Below are 18,573 nucleotides of genomic sequence, written 5' to 3' on the forward strand. Positions count from 1 at the left end.
GATGGCGGCGTCGCCGATTGCCACCAGCCTGGAACTGTGTACCGCCGGACTCGGATTTTTCCTCGCGGTGCCGCTGCTGGCCATGGCCAGGCGACGTCCTGCCAACGGCTGGCTGGCCGCCTTTGCCGCCAGTTTTGCCTCGCTGGCGCTGGCAGACTTTTGCTATAGCGCGGGCATTTACCGTCAATATCCGGCAATCTGGGGGCTGTTCGACCTGCCGCTGGCTTGCCTGGGCGCTTCCTTTTATTGCTACACCCGCGGGATGACTGGCTTGGGCGTCAGCCGGCGCCAGGCATGGCACCTGCTGCCGCTGCCCCTATGGCTTGGCGTGATCTTGTCGCTGCGCGCAGGTGTTGCGCCGGGTTGGCTGTTCGTTGTCGCGGTACTGGCCTTGCAGTTGCTGACGCTGGCGTATGGCCTGGCCGTCCTGTGGCGCCTGCGCCAGTACCGCCACGCCGTGCGCCAGAACTTCTCGTCCATGCGCCAGCGGGACCTGCACTGGCTCAGCCGCCTGACCGCTGCCCTGATGGTGTTGCTGCTTGTCTGGTTCCCGGCAACCTTGCTCGGTGGGGCGTGGGACGTCCTGCTGTTGCTGGGACGGCTTGCTGTACTGTGCTTTGCAGGCTGGTTCGGCATGCGCCATGTGCCAGTGTTCGTGCCAAGCTGGCAGAAGGCCGTTCCATCGGAGCCGCTTGCACCTGTAACTGCGCCAGCGTGCGAACCTGCGGCCCGGACCGTGGCAGAGCCTGAGCCGGCAACGGATGGCAAGTACGCCCGTTCAGGCATGACTCCGGCCGCAGCCGAAGAAATCGGACGGCGCCTCCTCCAGCGGGTAGGGTGCCAGCATGACAATCGCGAGCCCGAACTGACGCTGGCCGAACTGGCTGGCCGTGTCGGCACGTCGCCGCAACTCCTGTCCCAGTACCTGAACGAGATTCAAGGCGTCACGTTCTATGACTACGTCAACGGCCTGCGCGTGGCCGACGTGCAGCGCATGATGTCCGATCCGGCACGGCGCGGCGATTCCCTGCTCGACCTGTCGCTGGCGGCCGGCTTCAATAGCCGCTCCACCTTCAATGCCGCGTTCAAGAAAGTGGCCGGCATGCCGCCTTCCCAGTGGCGCAAGCGAGCCGGCGGCATGCCCGCGCCGATCGGCCAGGACGACAAACAGCCCGCCTGAGCCGAAAGTGCCTGCATTCCAACCGTAGAGTTGGATCATCTATTGAAGAGGAATGCATGAGACTTATTACCCAAGCCGGCTTGGCCGTCGTGGCCTTGTTGTCGCAGTCCGCCATGGCAGCCCAGCCGATCGAACCGCCGATGGCCGCCATCCCGGCCGGCAAGTTCCTGATGGGCGACCCGCAGTCGCCACCTTCCGATGGCCAGATGATTTCCTCGGCCCCGCAACACCAGGTCAGCGTCAAATCCTTCCAGCTGTCCAAGTACGAAGTAACGGTCAAGCAGTTCCGCCAATTCGTCGACGCCACCGGCTACCAGGCCGGCGGTGAACCTGGCGAATGCTGGAAATGGGTCAAGCCCGGTGCCGGAGCCATCCCGGACGCGCCGCTTACCCCGGCGCCGGGCCGCTGGAACAGCCCTCAATACGCGCCATCCGATTACCACCCGGTCATGTGCGTGAGCTGGCAAGATGCCCAGGCCTATGCCCAATGGCTGTCCAAGGCCACCGGCAAGCATTACCGCCTGCCGAGTGAAGCGGAGTGGGAATACGCCGCCCGTGCCGGCGTCACCGGGGACTATCCGGGCGATGGCAAGCCGGACAGCATGTGCCGCTATGGCAATGGCTTCGATGTCAGCGGCCAAGTGGCGTTTGCGCGCGACCTGGGCTGGGAGCGCAAGGTCCCGTCGTGCGACGACCAGGCGCCCTACACGGCGGTGGTAGGGTCCTACAAGCCAAATGCTTTCGGCCTCTACGATATGTTGGGCAACGTTGCCGAATACGTCGAGGATTGCCAGCACAATGATTATCAGGGAGCGCCGGCAGACGGCTCGGCCTGGACCAGCCAGTGCAAGGATGGCGAAGAACGCATGCAGATTACCCGGGGAGCGTCCTATGGCGCCAACCTTCCGCAACTGTCGCTGAGCCTGCGCGGCCACGCCAGCCCGGACAATCGGAGCAGCCTCGGCGAGGGCTTTCGCCTGGCGCTGGATGGCCAGCAGGCAGCGGCTCCCAGCGCTGTCGCTTTCGAACGGGAGCTGGCCCAAGCGCGTGCCGCCGGGGCGCGGAGGACTGCTGGCCGCTGAGGTGTTGTAGATTGTCAGGGTGATGTGTAAAAAGCGCTAATTTCTTGATTCAGCCGAAGTTCTTGCAGCTATAATCGCGAAATTTGCCGCTTGGAGCCGGAGTTTTCGCCGCGATGAACATCACCCTGATTTCCTTTGTTGTGCTGTACCTGCTGGGCACGCTTGGCCTTGGCGTGTGGGCCGGTACCCGCATCAAGAATACGACCGACTTCGCGGTGGCCGGCCGCAGCCTGCCACTGATCATGGTGGTGACGACAACTTTCGCGACCTGGTTTGGCGCGGAAACCGTGATGGGCATTCCTGCCAAATTCGTGCAGGGCGGCCTGAACGCCATTGTGGAAGACCCGTTCGGCGCGGGTACCTGCCTGATCCTGGTCGGCATGTTCTTCGCGGCCCGCCTGTACAAGCTCAACCTGCTGACCATCGGCGACTTCTACCGCCAGCGCTTTGGCAAGGGCATCGAGGTGTTCTGCTCGGTGGCCATCATCATTTCCTACCTGGGCTGGGTGGCGGCACAGATCACCGCCCTTGGCCTGGTATTCTCCGTGCTGACCAACGGCGCCATGTCGGAAACCGCCGGCATGATTGTCGGCACCCTGGCGGTGCTGATCTATGTGGTGATCGGCGGCTTCCTGGCGGTGGCCTGGACTGACTTTATCCAGATGATCGTGCTGGTGGTGGGCCTGTCCGTGATCGCCTTCTTCTCCGCCGACCTGGCGGGCGGCGCCGGCAAGGTGGTCGACATGGTGGCGAGCAAGGACTTGGGCAATTTCCTGCCGCCGGCGCAGTTCACCGACATCGCCTTCTTCGTCGGCTCGGCCGTGACAATGATGCTGGGCTCGATTCCGCAACAGGACGTGTTCCAGCGCGTGATGTCGGCCAAGAACGCACCGACTGCGCGCACCGGCGCCATCATTGGCGGCGCCAGCTACATCCTGTTCGCGGCGGTACCGATGTTCATTGTCTCCTGCGCCATCATCGTGCTGGGCGACCACGGCCTCGAAATGGCCAAGAACGATTACCAGCGCCTGCTGCCGACCTTCGTGCTGACCAAGATGCCGCTGGTGATGCAGATCCTGTTCTTCGGCGCGCTGCTGTCGGCGATCAAGTCGACTTCGTCGGCAACGCTGCTGGCGCCGTCCACCAGTTTCGTGGAAAACATCCTGAAGAACCTGCGTCCAGGCATGGGCGACAAGCAGCAACTGTTCGCAATGCGTGCCACGATCGTCGTGTTCGCCGCTTCCGTGCTGTTGTACGCGGTAGCGATGAAGGGCACTTCGATTTATGAGCTGGTGTCGAGCGCTTACCAGGTCACGCTGGTCGGCGCCTTCGTGCCGCTGCTGATGGGCCTGTACTGGAAGCGCGCTACCACGCAGGGCGCGATCCTGTCGCTGGCATTCGGCATCGGGACCTGGCTGGTATTCTTCCCGCAGATCGGCGGCGAAGAACTGGCCGCGAAATTCCCAGGCCAGTTGGCCGGCTTGGCTGCCGCCTTCGTTGGCATGATCGTCGGTTCTTTGATACCGCAAGTCCTGCAGGACCGGCAGGAAGGCGTACACCACGTCAAAGGCTTGAACGCCTGATTGCGTGAGTCAAGGCACGGGCGCCATCGAGCAGCCCGTGCTTAATGACAGGAAATTATTTTCTTGTTATTATCTGGTAGTTAATATTGCCACTTGGCTATTAAATTCCAGATGAAGAATTCCCTCCCCAAATTCCTCTTGGCTGCTGCCGCTTCGTGTGCGGCGCCGGCCATTTTCGCTAATCCGATAACGCTGAATTTCAAAGCCAGCATCCTGACCCAGATCAATTCGACTGGCCAGGAAGTGAAGGATGTGCCCGGGCAGTTCTTCGGATCAGTAACGATTGACGCCACCGGCTCGCCATACGTCTATGGTCCGGTTGGTTCGCGTATTGCATCCTGGTCCGGCAAGCAGGGTTGCGGTCTTTACATCGACGGAGCTTGCTCCGAAAACGTGGAAACGTACGCCCCGGCTTTACTCGGTTATTCGTTGACGCTGCCACAGGGCCGGACGGTCGATGGCTTATCGATTTTCAATGAATGGGGCCGCAGAACCTCGGTCCTGAAGTCTGAGAGCGGCACCAAGCAGGGCATTCATTTCGGCTTCGAAGAGCGCATAGGCATCACGGAAGGCGGTGCGATGCGAAGTGAAGAAAAGAACTTATGGCTCAACCTGGGGGGCGAACTTGGCAGCCTGTTTACCAGTCTGGGCGAACTGGATTTCAAACCTGCCGGCGCTACCACGGCCAGCGGCATGTTTTACTATTCCAAGAAGGGTTGCGGTCCGGACTTCGGGAACTCATGTGGTGTCGATCCGGCCTCGGTCGCGTATCAGTTCAAGATAGACGAGCTAAGTTTTGGCCCGGCGGCCAAGGTGCCGGAACCGGCGGGTGCCGCGCTGTTCGGCCTGGGCCTGGCCGGCCTCGCGCTGGCAAGGCGCCGCAAGCAGTTGGGGTAAGAAAAAACGCCGCGGTTAACGCGGCGTTTTTTTATCAGGCCAAGCCCTTGAGCTTGCGAGCGATGTCGAGGGCAAAGTAGGTGAGGACGCCGTCGGCGCCGGCGCGCTTGAAGGCCATCATCGATTCCATCATCACCTTGTCGTGATCGAGCCAGCCGTTCAGCGCGGCGGCCTTCAGCATGGCGTATTCGCCCGACACCTGGTAGGCGTAGGTCGGCACCTTGAATTCATCCTTCACGCGGCGCACGATGTCCAGGTAGGGCATGCCTGGCTTGACCATCACCATGTCCGCGCCTTCGGCGATGTCCAGCGCCACTTCGCGCAAGGCTTCGTCGGTATTGGCCGGATCCATCTGATAGGTGAACTTGTCGGCCTTGCCCAGCGCCGCTGCCGAACCGACCGCATCGCGGAACGGGCCGTAGAAGGCGGAGGCGTATTTCGCCGAGTAAGCCATGATGCGGGTGTGGATCAGGCCTTTGTCTTCCAGCGCCTTGCGCATCACGCCGATGCGGCCGTCCATCATGTCGGACGGGCCGACGATATCGACGCCGGCTTCGGCCTGGCACAGCGCCTGGCGCACCAGCATCTCGGTGGTTTCGTCGTTCAGGATCGAGCCTTTTTCGTCGACGGTGCCGTCCTGGCCGTGGCTGGTGTACGGGTCCAGCGCCACATCGGTCATGATGCCCAGCTCGGGGAAGTTTTTCTTCAGCTCGCGCACGGCGCGCGGGATCAGGCCTTCGGGATTGGTGGCTTCCACGCCGTCATTGGTTTTCAGCGATGGGTCGATGTTCGGGAACAGCGACAGCACCGGAATGCCCAGCTTGACGCATTCCTCGGCCACATTCAGCAGGTTGTCGATCGAGATGCGGTCCACGCCCGGCATGGTGGTGACTGCTTCGCGGCGGTTGGCGCCTTCCACCACGAAGACCGGGTAGATCAGGTCGTCCACGGTGACGGTGTTCTCGCGCATCAGGGCGCGCGAGAACGGGTCGCGGCGCATGCGGCGCATGCGGATGGCTGGAAAATCAGGAGTGATCATTCTTCGCTTTCATCAGGAGTGGGCGCTTGGTCGCCGTCGGCGAGGCCGGCCAGTTCTTCGATCTTGGCCGTCGCTTCCTCGATGCCGAGGCGCTTCAGCGCGGAAAACAGTTGCACGGTGAAGGGGAAGCCTTCGCCGTCTTCATCGACGTAGCTGTCGAGCTTGGCCTTGGCCTGGCGCAGCACGTTGATGGATTCATTGCGGTTGAGCTTGTCGGCCTTGGTCAGGATGCAGTGGATCGGCTTGCCGGTTGGGGCGAACCATTCGATCATTTGCACGTCGAGGTCGGTAAATGGACGGCGCGCATCCATCATGAGCACCAGGGCGGCCAGCTGATCGCGGCGCTGCACGTAGTCGCCCAGCAGGCGCTGCCAGTGGTTCTTGGCGTCTCCCGATACTTCCGCATAGCCGTAACCCGGCAAGTCGGCGATCAGGCACTGCAGTTCGTCCATGTTGATCGGGTCGTGGCGGTGCATCGCGACGTGGGCGCCACCGATCGAGAAGAAGTTGATGTGCTGGGTGCGGCCCGGGGTTTTGGAGGCGAATGCCAGCCCTTTCTGGTTGCACAGGATATTGATCGCGGTCGATTTGCCAGCATTGGAACGGCCCGCAAAGGCGATCTCTGGCACCGTCGTGCGCGGCAGGTCGCGCAGATGGTTAACGGTTGTGAAAAAGCGGGCTTGCCAGAGTTTGGACATGGGGAAAGCAACAAAAAGAGGGCAAAAATGCAGGAAAGCTATTGTACAATAAGGGGTTACGAATTGTTGCCATGCTATATTGCCCAATTCTTATACTACTCATTATTTACTTCTGTCCCAAGGTGTCTGAATGAATCGTGCGTTTTCGCCATTTGTAAAATCCTTGTTCGTCGCAATGCTGGCTGTTTCCGGCGTGGCCTCCGCTAATGAAGCGCATGCCCCGGCAGCAGCCAAGGTTGATCCAGCCAAAGGCGCGACCCTGTACGCTGAAGGTGACAACGCACGCGGCATTCCAGCCTGCGTCTCCTGCCACGGCGCCAAGGGTGCATCGACCATCACCGTCAATCCCAAGCTGGGCGGCCAGGGCGAAGCCTACGTCTACAAGCAACTGGTGGCCTTCAGCGGCGATGCCCGTCCAGGCACCGTGATGACTGCCTTTGCCAAGGCACTGACCGACGAAGAGAAGAAGAACGTGGCTGCCTACCTGGCCACCGAGCCAAGCAAGGCCGGCGCGGCCAAGAACAAGGACACCGTTGAACTGGGCAAGAAGATCTACCGCGGCGGCATCGCTGAAAACCGCGTCCCGGCCTGCGCATCCTGTCACGGCCCTGCCGGCGGCGGCATGCCAGCCATGTACCCACGCGTAGGCGGCCAGCACCAGGACTACACCGCTGCCACCCTGAAAGCCTTCAAGGCCGGCACCCGCAAGTCCAGCCCTGAAATGCAGACCATCGCTTACCGCATGTCCGACAAGGAAATCGAAGCGGTTGCCGACTACATGGCCGGCTTGAAGTAATTGCAATGCGCCGCCCGATGCAGGGCGGTTCTGGACATGAAAAAAGGGTGGCCGCGCAAGCAGGCTGCCCTTTTTTTGTTATTCTCCTGACTTTTCCCTGAGCTGCAATGAGCGACACCCCAAGTACCTCCGGAATCCAGCTTCGCAACCGGCGCGGGCCACTGGCCGAGACGGTCGAGCTGCTGTCCTCGATGCGGTTTGCGATCGCGCTGTTTGTAGTGATCATCTTCGCGGCGATCATCGGCACCATCGTGCAGCAAAGCCAGCCAATGCCGAACTACATCAACCAGTTTGGCCCGTTCTGGTTCGAAGTCTTCAACAAGCTGGGGCTGTACGCGATCTACTCGTCGTGGTGGTTCGTCTCCATGTGCGGCTTGCTGGTGGTGTCGACCACGCTGTGTATCGTCCACAATACGCCGAAGATGCTGAAGGATATGCGTAGCTGGCGCGAGAAGGTACGCGAAGCTTCGCTCAACAATTTCCATCACAAGACGCATTGGCAGTCGCCGCTGTCGCGCGAGCAGCTCGCCGGCCAGACTGCCCAGCGCCTGGGCCATGCCGGCTACGGCACCAAGGTCATTGAGAAAGACGGTGCCATCCTGGTCTCGGCCAAGCGCGGCGCCGGCAACAAGTTCGGCTACATCTTTGCCCACAGCGCCATCGTCGTCATCCTGATCGGCGGCATGCTTGACTCCGACCTGCCGATCCGCTTCCAGCAGTGGGTGCTGGGGAAGACCGCCTTCGGCGGCACCGGCCTGATTGCCGACATCCCGGCCCAGCATCGCCTTGGCGTGCACAACCCGACCTACCGCGGCAATATCGCCCTGCCGGAAGGCACGGCCGGCAACACGGCCATCCTGGCGCGCCCGGACGGCGTGCTGATCCAGGAACTGCCGTTCACCATCCAACTCAAGAAATTCGATATCGACTTCTACAGTACCGGCATGCCGAAGCTGTTTGCCAGCCACGTCACCGTGCGCTCCAACGACAGCGGCAAGACCGTCGATGCCGTGGTCGAAGTCAACAAGCCGCTGATCTTCGAAGGCGTGGCGATCTACCAGTCGTCGTTTGAAGACGGCGGCAGCAAGCTGAAGCTGCTCGGCCACCCGATGAAGGGCACCGCTACCACCACCTTCGGCCTGGAAGGCGAAGTCAACGGCACCACCAAGCTGAACGATGAATACACCGTGGAGTGGAGCGATTTCCGCCCCTTCAATGTGGAAAACATCAGCGGCCAGGATGCGCGCGCCGTCACCAAGGGCGAAAGCCTGAATGAATCCTTCTCGCGCAGCCTGGGCAAGCAACTGGGCTCGGCCGCCAAGACGGCCCACAACAAGGACTTGAAGAACGTCGGCCCGTCGGTACAGTACAAGCTGCGCGACAAGACCGGCCAGGCGCGCGAATACCAGAACTACATGCAGCCGGTGACCATCGAAGGCGATACGGTGTTCCTGGCCGGCGTGCGCGCCAACCCGTCCGACCCGTTCAGCTACCTGCGCATTCCGGCCGACGACGAGCACAGCGTGCGCGAGTGGATGCGCCTGCGCGCCGCCCTGCAGGACCCGGCCTTGCGCCAGAAAGCCGCTGCCAGCTACGCGGCGCACGCCATGCCGCAATCGAAGGCCGGCGATGCCCTGCGCGGCCAGCTGGAAGCCTCCGCCCTGAAAGGCCTGGAAATCTTTGCCGGCGATACCAATGGCGCCGGCTTCTTCGCCATCAGCCGTTTCCTGGAGAAAGTGCCGCAGGCCGAGCAGACCAAGGCCGCCGAGATCTTCCTGAAAATTCTGAACGGTTCGATGTGGGAACTGTGGCAAGCCGCCCGTGCCCAGGACGGCAAGCCGGCCGCCGCAATGGACGAGGCCCACGGCCGCTTCCTGCAACTGGCCACCAACGCGCTGTCGGACAGCTTCTTCTACGGCGCCCCTGTCTATCTGCAGCTGGATGAGTTCACCCAAATCAAAGCATCGGTATTCCAGGTGACGCGTTCGCCGGGCAAGACTATCGTGTACATTGGCTGCCTTCTGCTGGTGCTGGGCGTATTTGCCATGTTCTACATCCGCGAGCGCCGTGTATGGGTGTGGATCAAGGACGGCGAAGATGGTGCGGAAGCCCTGATGGCGATGAGCACCCAGCGCAAGACGCTGGACTTCGAAAAGGAATTTAAGGAACTCAAGGAAAAACTGCCGCAATCGGCGTAAGCTGTTGCCAGGTTTTTGGAGAATTGCAAATGGAAGCAACACAAACTTATACCCAGCAGCCCGGCTATTTCAAGCGCCTGAACGCGTTCGACTGGCTGTTTGCGGTGGTGCTATGCGCAGGGGCGCTATACGCCTTCAACCGCTTCGGCGCCTACATGGACATTTATGAAAAGGCTATCCTGCTGGCATCGGCCCCGGTGTTTGCCGCGCTGGGCTGGTACTGGAAGCCGCTGCGCTGGCTGATGCCGCTGTCGTTTGCACTGGCGCTGTGGGCTGTCAGCCTGTACAGCGGCGACCTGGCGGCGGCGGACAAGCGCTTCTTCCTCAAGTACATGCTGTCGAGCCAGTCGGCCATCCTGTGGATGAGCACCATGTTCGTCCTGTCGACCCTGTTCTACTGGGGCGGCCTGGTGGCCCGTTCGGATTTCGGCGGCGCGATTGGCTCGCGCCTGTGCTGGGCCGGCATCGTGCTGGGCGTGACCGGCATGCTGGTGCGCTGGTACGAGTCCTACCTGATCGGCACCGACGTCGGCCACATCCCGATCTCGAACCTGTACGAAGTGTTCATCCTGTTCTCGCTGATCACCGCGATGTTCTACCTGTACTACGAAGAACACTACAAGACCCGCGCCCTGGGCCCCTTTGTGCTGCTGGTGATTTCGGCCGCTGTCGGCTTTCTGCTGTGGTACACCGTGGCGCGCGGCGCTTCGGAGATCCAGCCGCTGGTGCCGGCCCTGCAAAGCTGGTGGATGAAGATCCACGTGCCGGCCAACTTCATCGGCTACGGTACCTTCGCCCTGGCGGCCATGGTGGCGTCAGCCTACCTGCTGAAGTCGCACGGCATGCTGGAAGACCGCCTGCCGTCGCTCGAAGTGCTGGACGATGTGATGTACAAGGCCATCTCGATCGGCTTTGCCTTCTTCACCATCGCCACCATCCTCGGCGCCCTGTGGGCGGCGGAAGCCTGGGGCGGCTACTGGTCCTGGGACCCGAAGGAAACCTGGGCCCTGATCGTCTGGCTGAACTACGCAGCCTGGCTGCACATGCGCCTGATGTCGGGCCTGCGCGGCCGCCCTGCCGCATGGTGGGCCCTGGTCGGCCTGCTGGTCACCACCTTCGCCTTCCTGGGCGTGAACATGTTCCTCTCCGGCCTGCATTCCTACGGCAAGCTTTAATATCGGCTTCAGCAAACTGGTGTAAGGTTTAGCTATTACCTTGCACCAGTTGGAGCCGGCCATGTTGATTCTCCCTTCCGAAATCACGCCGCGCGAAGTATTCGAATCGCGCCGCAAGTTCATCAAGTTGGCCGCTGCCGGCGCCATTCTTGGCCCGGAACTGGTGCAGGCGGCCAATCTCCCGTCCAAGCTGAATCCTGCTTACGCCGTGATGGAAAAGCAGACCTCGCGCAAGGACGCCACCAGCTACAACAACTTCTACGAATTCGGCACCGACAAGTCCGATCCTGCCGAGAACGCGCATACGCTGCGCACCCGCCCGTGGACGGTGCAGATCGAAGGCGAAGTCAAAAAGCCCATGACCCTCGACATCGACAGCCTGCTCAAGCTGGCGCCGCTGGAGGAACGCATCTACCGGCTGCGATGCGTCGAAGGCTGGTCGATGGTGATTCCGTGGATTGGCTATTCTTTCTCCGAATTGATCAGGAAGGTCGAGCCGAGCGGCAATGCCAAGTTCGTCGAATTCATCACCCTGGCCGATCACCAGCAAATGCCGGGTGTGCGCAGCCGTGTGCTGGACTGGCCCTATGTGGAAGGCCTGCGCATTGACGAGGCGAACCATCCGCTGGCGCTGCTCACGGTGGGTATGTACGGCGACGTGCTGCCGAACCAGAACGGCGCGCCCGTGCGCATGGTGGTGCCATGGAAGTACGGCTTCAAATCGGCCAAGTCGATCGTCAAGATCCGTTTCGTGCGCGACATGCCGCGCACCTCATGGAACAAATCGGCGCCCAATGAGTACGGCTTTTATTCGAACGTGAACCCGGAAGTTGACCACCCGCGCTGGTCGCAGGCATCCGAGCGCCGCATCGGTGAAGACGGCTTCTTCACCAAAAAGCGCAAGACGCTGATGTTCAACGGCTACCCGGAAGTGGCGTCCCTGTACACCGGCATGGATTTAAAGAAGTACTACTGATGGCCTTTACTCCCATACCGCGCCAGCTAACGGCAATCAAGAGCATCGCCTTTGTGCTGGCGCTGGTGCCGTTCTTCGCCCTGGTATATCTGGTGGCGACGGACCAACTGGTCGAACCGCTGCAGTACATCACGCGCAATACGGGTTCGTGGACCTTGTACTTCCTGTGCATCACGCTGGCTGTCACGCCGCTGCGCCGTTTGTCGGGCTGGAACTGGCTGCTCAAGTTGCGCCGCATGATGGGGCTGTATGCGTTCTTCTACGCGCTGCTGCACTTCACCACTTTCCTCTGGTTCGATCATTTCTTCGACGTGCAGGAGATGTTGAAAGATGTCGCCAAACGCCCCTTCATCACTGTCGGCTTCACTGCCTTCGTGCTGCTGGTGCCGCTGGCCGTGACAAGCACCAACGGCATGGTGCGGCGCCTGGGCGGCAAGCGCTGGCAACTGCTGCACAAGCTGGTGTATGTGATTGCGCCGTTGGGCATCCTGCATTTCTGGTGGATGCGGGCGGGCAAGCACGACTTCAACAAGCCGATCCTGTTTGGGCTGATCGTGATTGTGCTGCTTGGGATGCGCGCCTGGTGGGCGCGCGCTGGTAAACCGGCAACCCGGGGTCTGACCCAAGGGTCGGACCCCCGATGATTTTGCGGATGGCGGGGTTGGTTTTGCTTTATCGGATAACCGACTCCAGCGCGAACAGGTCGGCTGGGTTTTCGCGCTGGCGCACGACGTGGACCTTGTCGCCGTCAACGATCAGTTCCACGGCGCGGCCGCGGGTGTTGTAGTTGGAGGCCATGGTCATGCCGTAGGCGCCGGCGGTCTTCATCACCAGCAGGTCGCCGGCATCGACGTTCAGCTCGCGGTCGCGCGCCAGCCAGTCGCCGGATTCGCAGATCGGGCCGACCACGTCGAACATGGCGGCAGCGGAGCCATTGCGCACCACCGGTTGCATATCCATCCATGCCTGGTACATCGCCGGGCGGGCCATATCGTTCATGGCCGCGTCGACGATGCAGAAGTTCTTCTCTTCGCCGTGCTTGATGAATTCCACGCGGGTCAGCAGCACGCCGGCGTTGCCGACGATGGAGCGGCCCGGTTCGAAGATCACCTTGATCGGTGCGCCGCCGTGCTTCTCGGCGCGCCAAGCGTCGATGCGCTTGAACAGGCGTGCCAGGTAGTCGCCGACGGGCACCGGTGCGCCGTCGCCGTAGTCGATGCCGAGGCCGCCGCCGATGTCCAGGTGGTGCAGGTGGATGCCTTCCGCGCCCAGCGCGTCGATCAGTTCAATGAGCTTGTCCAGCGCTTCCAGCAGCGGCGCGTCGTCCAGCAACTGCGAGCCGATATGGCAGTCGATGCCGGAGACGTCCAGGTGCGGCAGCTTGGCGGCGGTGCGGTAGGTTTCCAACGCGTCGTCGAAGGCCACGCCGAACTTGTTGGCTTTCAGGCCGGTGGCGATGTAGGGGTGGGTCTTGGCGTCCACGTTCGGGTTCACGCGCAGCGAGATGCGCGCTTTCTTGCCCATGTTGCCGGCCACTTCGTTCAGGCGGTGCAGTTCCGGGATCGATTCGACGTTGAAGCACAGGATGTCGTGTTCGAGCGCCAGGCGCATTTCTTCCACGCTCTTGCCGACGCCGGAGAAGATCACTTTATTCGGGTCGCCGCCGGCGGCGATCACGCGCAGCAGTTCGCCGCCCGACACAATGTCGAAACCTGCGCCGCGGCGGGCCAGCAGGTCGAGGATGGCCAGGTTGGAGTTCGCTTTCATCGCATAGCACACCAGCGCGTCGCGGCCGGCGCAGGCGTTGGCGTAGGAGTCGAAGTTTTCGGTGAGCTGGGACTTGGAGTAGACGTAGGCCGGGGTGCCGTAGCTTTCCGCGATGGCGTCGAGCGCAACGCTTTCGGCGTGCAGCACGCCGTTCTGGTATTCGAAGTGGGACATAAGCTTACTGTTGGGATGCTGGTGGTGTGGACGGAACCGGAGCCGCCGGTGGCGCCACGCCCGGTTTCGCCTCGGTGGCGGGCTTGGCGGGTCGCTTAGGCATGTAGAGGGGGCCGGTTTGGCCGCATCCGGCCAGCAGGGCTGCCATTGTAAGGACAGCAAGTGCGATTGGGGACTTCACGATTAAAATAGGGGCTTGATAGGAATCTTGGAGTGTAGCATGACCGAATCGGAATTTTTGGACCTGGCCGAAGCGACCCTGGATGCGATCGAGGCTTCGCTGGACCGCCTGTGCGAGCAGGATATGGTGGACGTGGAGTGCAGCCGCAGCGGGAACGTGCTGGAGATAGAGTTCGTGGGGAACGGATCGAAGGTGATCATCAACTCGCAGGCGCCGATGCAGGAGCTGTGGGTCGCGGCGAGGTCGGGCGGCTTCCACTATCGCCAGGTGGAGGGCAAGTGGGTGGATACGCGCCGTGGTACGGAGTTGTATGCGGCGCTGTCGGAGATTGTGACGGAGCAGGGTGGGGCGCCGGTGGTGGTGGCGCCCTGAAACCGGTAAACCGGTGCCTGACCCGCAGGGTCAGGCACCAGGCCTGTGGCAGCCGCGTATTGGTGTCTGACCCTGCGGGTCAGACACTGCACTGCCGGTTTTAGAACAGCTCGTTCTTGACAGCATCCTTCTGCTTCTCTTCCGCCGGCGTGCCGCGCGTCGCGCCTTCCAGGCTGTCGATGCCCACGCCCGGTGGATTCTCCGCATAGTAGTACTCGCCATCCTGGGCAATGATGCCCTGCGGAATCGGCCTTTCCTCAATTGGAATATTCTTCAGCGCCTTGCCCATGTAGCTGATCCAGATCGGCAGGGCCAAGCCGCCGCCGGTTTCCTTGTTGCCCAGGTTCTTGGGCTGGTCGAAGCCGATCCAGGCAATGCCCACCAGCTTGGCCTGGTAGCCGGCAAACCATGCATCGATCGAATCGTTGGTGGTACCGGTCTTGCCCGCGATGTCCGGGCGCTTCAGCGACAGGGCACGGGTGGCGGTACCGAAGCGCACCACGTCCTTCAGCATCGAATCCATCAGGAAGGCGTTGCGCTCGTCGATGACGCGGTTCTTTTCGTCGCCCGCCTTGTCCGGGTTGGCCTGCGACAGCACCTTGCCGTTGGCATCGGTGACCTTGGCGATCAGGTAAGGCGAAATCTTGTAGCCGCCGTTGGCAAATACCGCATAGGCGCCGGCCATCTGCATCGGGGTCACGCCGCCGGCGCCCAGGGCCAGCGTCAAATAGGGCGGGTTGCGCTCGGGGTCGAAGCCGAAGCGGGTGGTGTATTCCTGGCCGTACTTGGCGCCGATGCGGTGCAGGATGCGGATCGAGATCATGTTCTTCGACTTGGTCAGGCCGCGGCGCATGGTCATCGGGCCTTCGTACTTGCCGTCGTAGTTCTTCGGCTCCCAGGCCTGGCCGCCGGTCTGGCCGGCGTCGAACGAGATCGGCGCATCGTTGATCATGGTGGCCGGCGACAGGCCGCGCTCAAGAGATGCTGAGTAAATGAAAGGCTTGAACGAGGAACCGGGCTGGCGCCAGGCCTGGGTCACGTGGTTGAACTTGTTTCGGTTGTAGTCGAAGCCGCCCACCATGGCCTTGATCGCTCCATCTTCGGTGCTGGCCGAAACAAAGGCCGATTCCACTTCCGGCATCTGGGTAATCAGCCAGTCCTTGTCGTCCTGCATCACGCGGATCACGGCGCCGCGGCGGATGCGCTTGTTCGGCGGGTTTTTGTCCGAAAGCCAGCTCTTGCCCATGGCCAGGCCGGCGCCCTTGATGGTAATTTCCTCGCCGGAAGCGGTGACTGCCACCACCTTGTCGGCAGCGGCGCTCAACACCATGGCGGCCACGATATTGTCGCTGTCCGGATGCTCGGCCAGTTCGGTCTCCACGATTTCGTCGGCTTCCGACTTGTTGGCCGGCAGGTCGACATACGATTCCGGGCCGCGGTAAGCGTGGCGCTTCTCGTATTCCATCACGCCGCTGCGCAGCGCCAGGTAGGCGGCGTCCTGGTCGGCCTTGGTAATCGTGGTGAACACGTTCAGGCCGCGCGTGTACGTCTCTTCCTTGAATTGCTCGTAGACCAGCTGGCGCGCCATTTCCGCAACATATTCGGCATGAACACCAAACGCACTGCTGTCTGTTTTCACTTTTAACTGCTCATTCTTCGCCACCTCATACTGTGCGGGCGTAATATAGCCAAGCTGGGCCATGCGTTGCAGGATGTACTGCTGGCGCACCTTGGCGCGCTTCGGGTTGACCACCGGGTTGTAGGCCGAAGGCGCTTTGGGCAGGCCGGCCAGCATGGCCGCTTCCGCCACGCTAATGTCTTTCAGGTTCTTGCCGAAATAGATTTGGGCGGCCGATGAAAAGCCGTAGGCCCGCTGCCCCAGGTAGATCTGGTTCATGTAGACCTCAAGGATCTGGTCCTTGGTTAGGTTCTGCTCGATCTTCCAGGCCAGCAGCGCTTCGTAGGCCTTGCGCTTGAACGTCTGCTCGCTGGAGAGGAAGAAGTTGCGCGCTACCTGCTGCGTGATGGTGGACGCGCCCTGGCGGGCGCCGCCCGTCGCGTTGTGGACTGCGGCACGCAGGATGCCCCAGTAGTCGACGCCGCCGTGTTCATAGAAGTTGCTGTCTTCGATCGCCAGCACGGCCTTCTTCATGACGTCGGGGATGTCCTTGATATGCACCAGGTTGCGGCGCTCTTCGCCGAACTCGCCGAGCAGCACATTGTCGGCCGAGTAAATACGCAGCGGTATTTTCGGACGGTAATCGGTAATGGTATCCAGCGACGGCAGGTTGGGGTAGGCCAGGGCCAGGCCGAATACCACCAGCAGGACGCCGGCCAGGATCAGGCCCAGCAAAGAAATCAGGGCCATCAGCAGAAAACCCTTCGGCGATTTTTTTGCCGTGGTCTCGTGGTTGTTTGCAGTCATACGCAGCTTCAGTGAGTTTTATGCAAGGCATTATAAATGAGGCCCCAAGCCCTTGAGCGCACGTGATCTCTGGAAATATTGGCTGTAGGCAACAAGACAACTTAGTTTATTGATATGCCATTAATTGCAACATTGGGTGTGGCAAATCCCTCACAAAACATTAATGGTGCACTGGAGAAATACCTTTACACGGCGCTGACAATGTTGCTAGCATCTAATGTACTGTCTCATGTTTGCGGTCTAAACACGGGTTTTTAAACGAATTTGGATATGTAAATGTCTATGGAGTTGTCAGGAGTGCATCCATGTCATTGGACCTGAAAGCCCTGTTTGGCGGCGCCCAGGGCCCGCTGGTTGGCTTAGATATCAGCACCTCGAGTGTGCGTATGGTGGAATTGTCCGAAGCGGGCAAGGACGGCATGCGCCTTGACCGGTGCGCCTCGGAGCCCCTGCCGCGCGGCGCAGTCGCCGACGGCAATATTGAAAATATGGAGCAAGTGGTCGAGGCGGTGCGCCGCCTGATCAAGAAAAGCGGCACGCGCGCCAAACACGTCGCGCTGGGCATGCCGCCTGCTTCCGTGATTACCAAGAAAATCGTGCTGCCGGCCGGTTTGTCGGAGCAGCAGCTGGAGATGCAGGTCGAGTCCGAAGCTGCCCAGTACATCCCGTTTGCACTCGACGAGGTGAGCCTGGACTTCGACGTGATCGGGCCGGTTGCCAATTCGACGGAAGACATCGAAGTCATGCTGGCTGCGGCACGTCGCGAAAAGGTCGTCGACCGCGTGGCGATTGCTGAAGAGGCCGGCCTGAAAGCATCGGTGGTGGACGTCGAATCGTATGCCGCGCGAGCGGCGCTGGACCACGTCACCTCGCAGCTGCCGAATGCCGGCGCCGGCCAGGTGATTGCGCTGTTCCAGATCGGCGCCGTGTCGACCCAGATTTCGGTGATGCTCGATGGCACGACGGTCTATGAGCGCGAGCAGCCGTTCGGCGGCAATTCGCTGACCCAGGATATCGTGCGTTCCTACGGCCTGGCTTTCGAAGAGGCCGAGGCGCGCAAGAAGGCCGGCGACCTGCCGGAGAACTACCAGTCCGATGTGCTCGCACCGTGGCTGGAAGGCGCCGCGCTGGAAGTGACGCGCGCGATCCAGTTCTTCTTCACGTCGACGCCGTTTACCAAGATCGACCAGATTTTCCTGGCGGGCGGCTGCGCCGTGTTGCCGGGCTTGCTGGACATGATCGCCAGCCGCACCCGTATTTCCAGCGCCGTCATTTCGCCGTTCAAGGGCATGCAGCTGGCGTCCGGCGTGCGTGAACAGGCGCTGCGCAACGATGCGCCGGCATACCTGGTGGCCTGCGGCCTAGCCATGCGGAGGTTCGGCTGATGATACGCATTAACCTTCTCCCGCACCGGGAGGAAAAACGCGCGCTGCGCAAAAAAGCCTTTTACGCAATGCTTGGCATCGGCGCCATCGCCGGCGCGACGGTCGTGCTGATGGTGGGCGGCTATAACGCCCGTGCCATTTCGATCCAGGACTTGCGCAACGGTGAACTGAAGGGCGCCATCGCTGAACTGGACAAGAAAATCGTGGAAATTTCCACGCTGCGCCAGGAAATCGACGCGCTGAAGGCGCGCCAGCAAGCGGTGGAAGACTTGCAGGCTGACCGCAACCAGCCGGTCTACCTGATGGATGAACTGGTCAAGCAGACGCCACCGGGCGTGTTCTTGAAGTCCGTCAAGCAGGAAGGCCAAAAAGTCACGCTGACCGGCAGTGCCCAGTCGCAGGAACGGGTGTCCGAGCTGCTGCGCAACCTGTCCGGCAATTCGCCGTGGCTGGAACGTCCGGAACTGGTCGAAGTCAAGGCCGGCACGATCGGCGGCAAGGACAAGTCGAGCGGCCGCGCCATCGTCGAGTTCCAGCTGTCCGTCATGATCAAACGTCCGCGCGACAAGGACGAAAACCCGGACGGCAAGCCGGGCGCCAAACCTGGCGCCACGCCGAATGCCGCAGCCAAGTCCTGAGAACATA

17 protein-coding genes are annotated in these 18,573 nt (G+C 61.5%); 12 read left to right on the forward strand and 5 right to left on the reverse strand.

Features of this window, described 5'->3' with window-relative positions:
- Window position 1 precedes the first annotated feature (1 nt).
- The 4 genes from ACN9MY_RS04340 to ACN9MY_RS04355 all read left to right on the forward strand — a co-directional run bounded on the left by ACN9MY_RS04340 (window position 2) and on the right by ACN9MY_RS04355 (window position 4,742).
- Window positions 2-1,180 (forward strand): helix-turn-helix domain-containing protein, encoded by a 1,179-nt coding sequence (locus ACN9MY_RS04340; RefSeq protein ID WP_426336866.1) that lies wholly within the window; start codon window positions 2-4, stop codon window positions 1,178-1,180.
- Window positions 1,181-1,236: 56 nt separating this feature from the next.
- Window positions 1,237-2,262: a formylglycine-generating enzyme family protein gene (locus tag ACN9MY_RS04345; RefSeq protein ID WP_426336867.1), complete on the forward strand. Its 1,026-nt coding sequence runs from the start codon at window positions 1,237-1,239 to the stop codon at window positions 2,260-2,262.
- Between the two features lie 113 nt (window positions 2,263-2,375).
- Window positions 2,376-3,845, forward strand: a complete 1,470-nt coding sequence (locus ACN9MY_RS04350; protein ID WP_426320725.1) for a sodium:solute symporter family protein — start codon at window positions 2,376-2,378, stop codon at window positions 3,843-3,845.
- A gap of 111 nt (window positions 3,846-3,956) precedes the next feature.
- Complete coding sequence (locus tag ACN9MY_RS04355; protein ID WP_426336868.1) at window positions 3,957-4,742, forward strand: PEP-CTERM sorting domain-containing protein; 786 nt, start codon at window positions 3,957-3,959, stop codon at window positions 4,740-4,742.
- A 34-nt stretch (window positions 4,743-4,776) separates the two neighbouring features.
- Here the strand turns inward: ACN9MY_RS04355 and hemB are convergent, their stop codons facing one another.
- Both hemB and yihA read right to left on the reverse strand, forming a co-directional pair.
- Window positions 4,777-5,781: a porphobilinogen synthase gene (gene hemB, locus ACN9MY_RS04360; protein WP_426336869.1), complete on the reverse strand. Its 1,005-nt coding sequence runs from the start codon at window positions 5,779-5,781 to the stop codon at window positions 4,777-4,779.
- Complete coding sequence (gene yihA / locus ACN9MY_RS04365) at window positions 5,778-6,479, reverse strand: ribosome biogenesis GTP-binding protein YihA/YsxC (protein WP_426167801.1); 702 nt, start codon at window positions 6,477-6,479, stop codon at window positions 5,778-5,780. Before yihA ends, hemB begins: the two co-directional genes overlap by 4 nt.
- Window positions 6,480-6,609: 130 nt before the next feature.
- On the opposite strand from yihA, the gene ACN9MY_RS04370 reads away from it, so the two are divergent.
- The 5 genes from ACN9MY_RS04370 (at window position 6,610) to ACN9MY_RS04390 (ending at window position 12,268) form a co-directional block, all read left to right on the forward strand.
- Complete coding sequence (locus ACN9MY_RS04370; protein ID WP_426167803.1) at window positions 6,610-7,275, forward strand: c-type cytochrome; 666 nt, start codon at window positions 6,610-6,612, stop codon at window positions 7,273-7,275.
- A gap of 107 nt (window positions 7,276-7,382) precedes the next feature.
- Window positions 7,383-9,473, forward strand: a complete 2,091-nt coding sequence (locus tag ACN9MY_RS04375) for a cytochrome c biogenesis protein ResB (RefSeq protein ID WP_426336870.1) — start codon at window positions 7,383-7,385, stop codon at window positions 9,471-9,473.
- Between the two features lie 29 nt (window positions 9,474-9,502).
- Window positions 9,503-10,648, forward strand: coding sequence for a c-type cytochrome biogenesis protein CcsB (gene ccsB / locus ACN9MY_RS04380; RefSeq protein ID WP_426167807.1), 1,146 nt, complete (start codon window positions 9,503-9,505; stop codon window positions 10,646-10,648).
- A gap of 61 nt (window positions 10,649-10,709) precedes the next feature.
- Complete coding sequence (msrP, locus tag ACN9MY_RS04385) at window positions 10,710-11,624, forward strand: protein-methionine-sulfoxide reductase catalytic subunit MsrP (protein ID WP_426167809.1); 915 nt, start codon at window positions 10,710-10,712, stop codon at window positions 11,622-11,624.
- Window positions 11,624-12,268: a sulfite oxidase heme-binding subunit YedZ gene (locus ACN9MY_RS04390; protein ID WP_426336871.1), complete on the forward strand. Its 645-nt coding sequence runs from the start codon at window positions 11,624-11,626 to the stop codon at window positions 12,266-12,268. The genes msrP and ACN9MY_RS04390 overlap by 1 nt, the downstream gene beginning before the upstream one ends.
- Before the next feature lie 28 nt (window positions 12,269-12,296).
- Here the strand turns inward: ACN9MY_RS04390 and lysA are convergent, their stop codons facing one another.
- Window positions 12,297-13,565: a diaminopimelate decarboxylase gene (gene lysA / locus ACN9MY_RS04395; RefSeq protein WP_426336872.1), complete on the reverse strand. Its 1,269-nt coding sequence runs from the start codon at window positions 13,563-13,565 to the stop codon at window positions 12,297-12,299.
- 4 nt (window positions 13,566-13,569) lie between these two features.
- Window positions 13,570-13,713, reverse strand: coding sequence for an LPS translocon maturation chaperone LptM (gene lptM, locus ACN9MY_RS04400; protein WP_082507583.1), 144 nt, complete (start codon window positions 13,711-13,713; stop codon window positions 13,570-13,572).
- Window positions 13,714-13,785: 72 nt separating this feature from the next.
- On the opposite strand from lptM, the gene cyaY reads away from it, so the two are divergent.
- A complete protein-coding gene (cyaY, locus tag ACN9MY_RS04405; RefSeq protein WP_426167815.1) occupies window positions 13,786-14,118 on the forward strand; it encodes an iron donor protein CyaY in 333 nt (110 codons plus the stop codon).
- Window positions 14,119-14,218: 100 nt separating this feature from the next.
- On the opposite strand, the gene ACN9MY_RS04410 is transcribed toward cyaY, so the two are convergent.
- Window positions 14,219-16,486: a penicillin-binding protein 1A gene (locus ACN9MY_RS04410; protein ID WP_426172113.1), complete on the reverse strand. Its 2,268-nt coding sequence runs from the start codon at window positions 16,484-16,486 to the stop codon at window positions 14,219-14,221.
- 362 nt (window positions 16,487-16,848) lie between these two features.
- Between ACN9MY_RS04410 and ACN9MY_RS04415 the strand changes: the two genes are divergently transcribed.
- Window positions 16,849-17,928 (forward strand): pilus assembly protein PilM, encoded by a 1,080-nt coding sequence (locus ACN9MY_RS04415; protein WP_426167817.1) that lies wholly within the window; start codon window positions 16,849-16,851, stop codon window positions 17,926-17,928.
- Window positions 17,928-18,566 carry a PilN domain-containing protein gene (locus tag ACN9MY_RS04420; protein WP_426167819.1) on the forward strand — a complete coding sequence of 213 codons (639 nt, stop codon included), beginning with the start codon at window positions 17,928-17,930 and terminating at the stop codon, window positions 18,564-18,566. The genes ACN9MY_RS04415 and ACN9MY_RS04420 overlap by 1 nt, the downstream gene beginning before the upstream one ends.
- Window positions 18,567-18,573 lie beyond the last annotated feature (7 nt).

This window comes from Pseudoduganella sp. R-31, from assembly GCF_049913235.1.
Classification (GTDB): Bacteria; Pseudomonadota; Gammaproteobacteria; order Burkholderiales; family Burkholderiaceae_D; genus Rugamonas.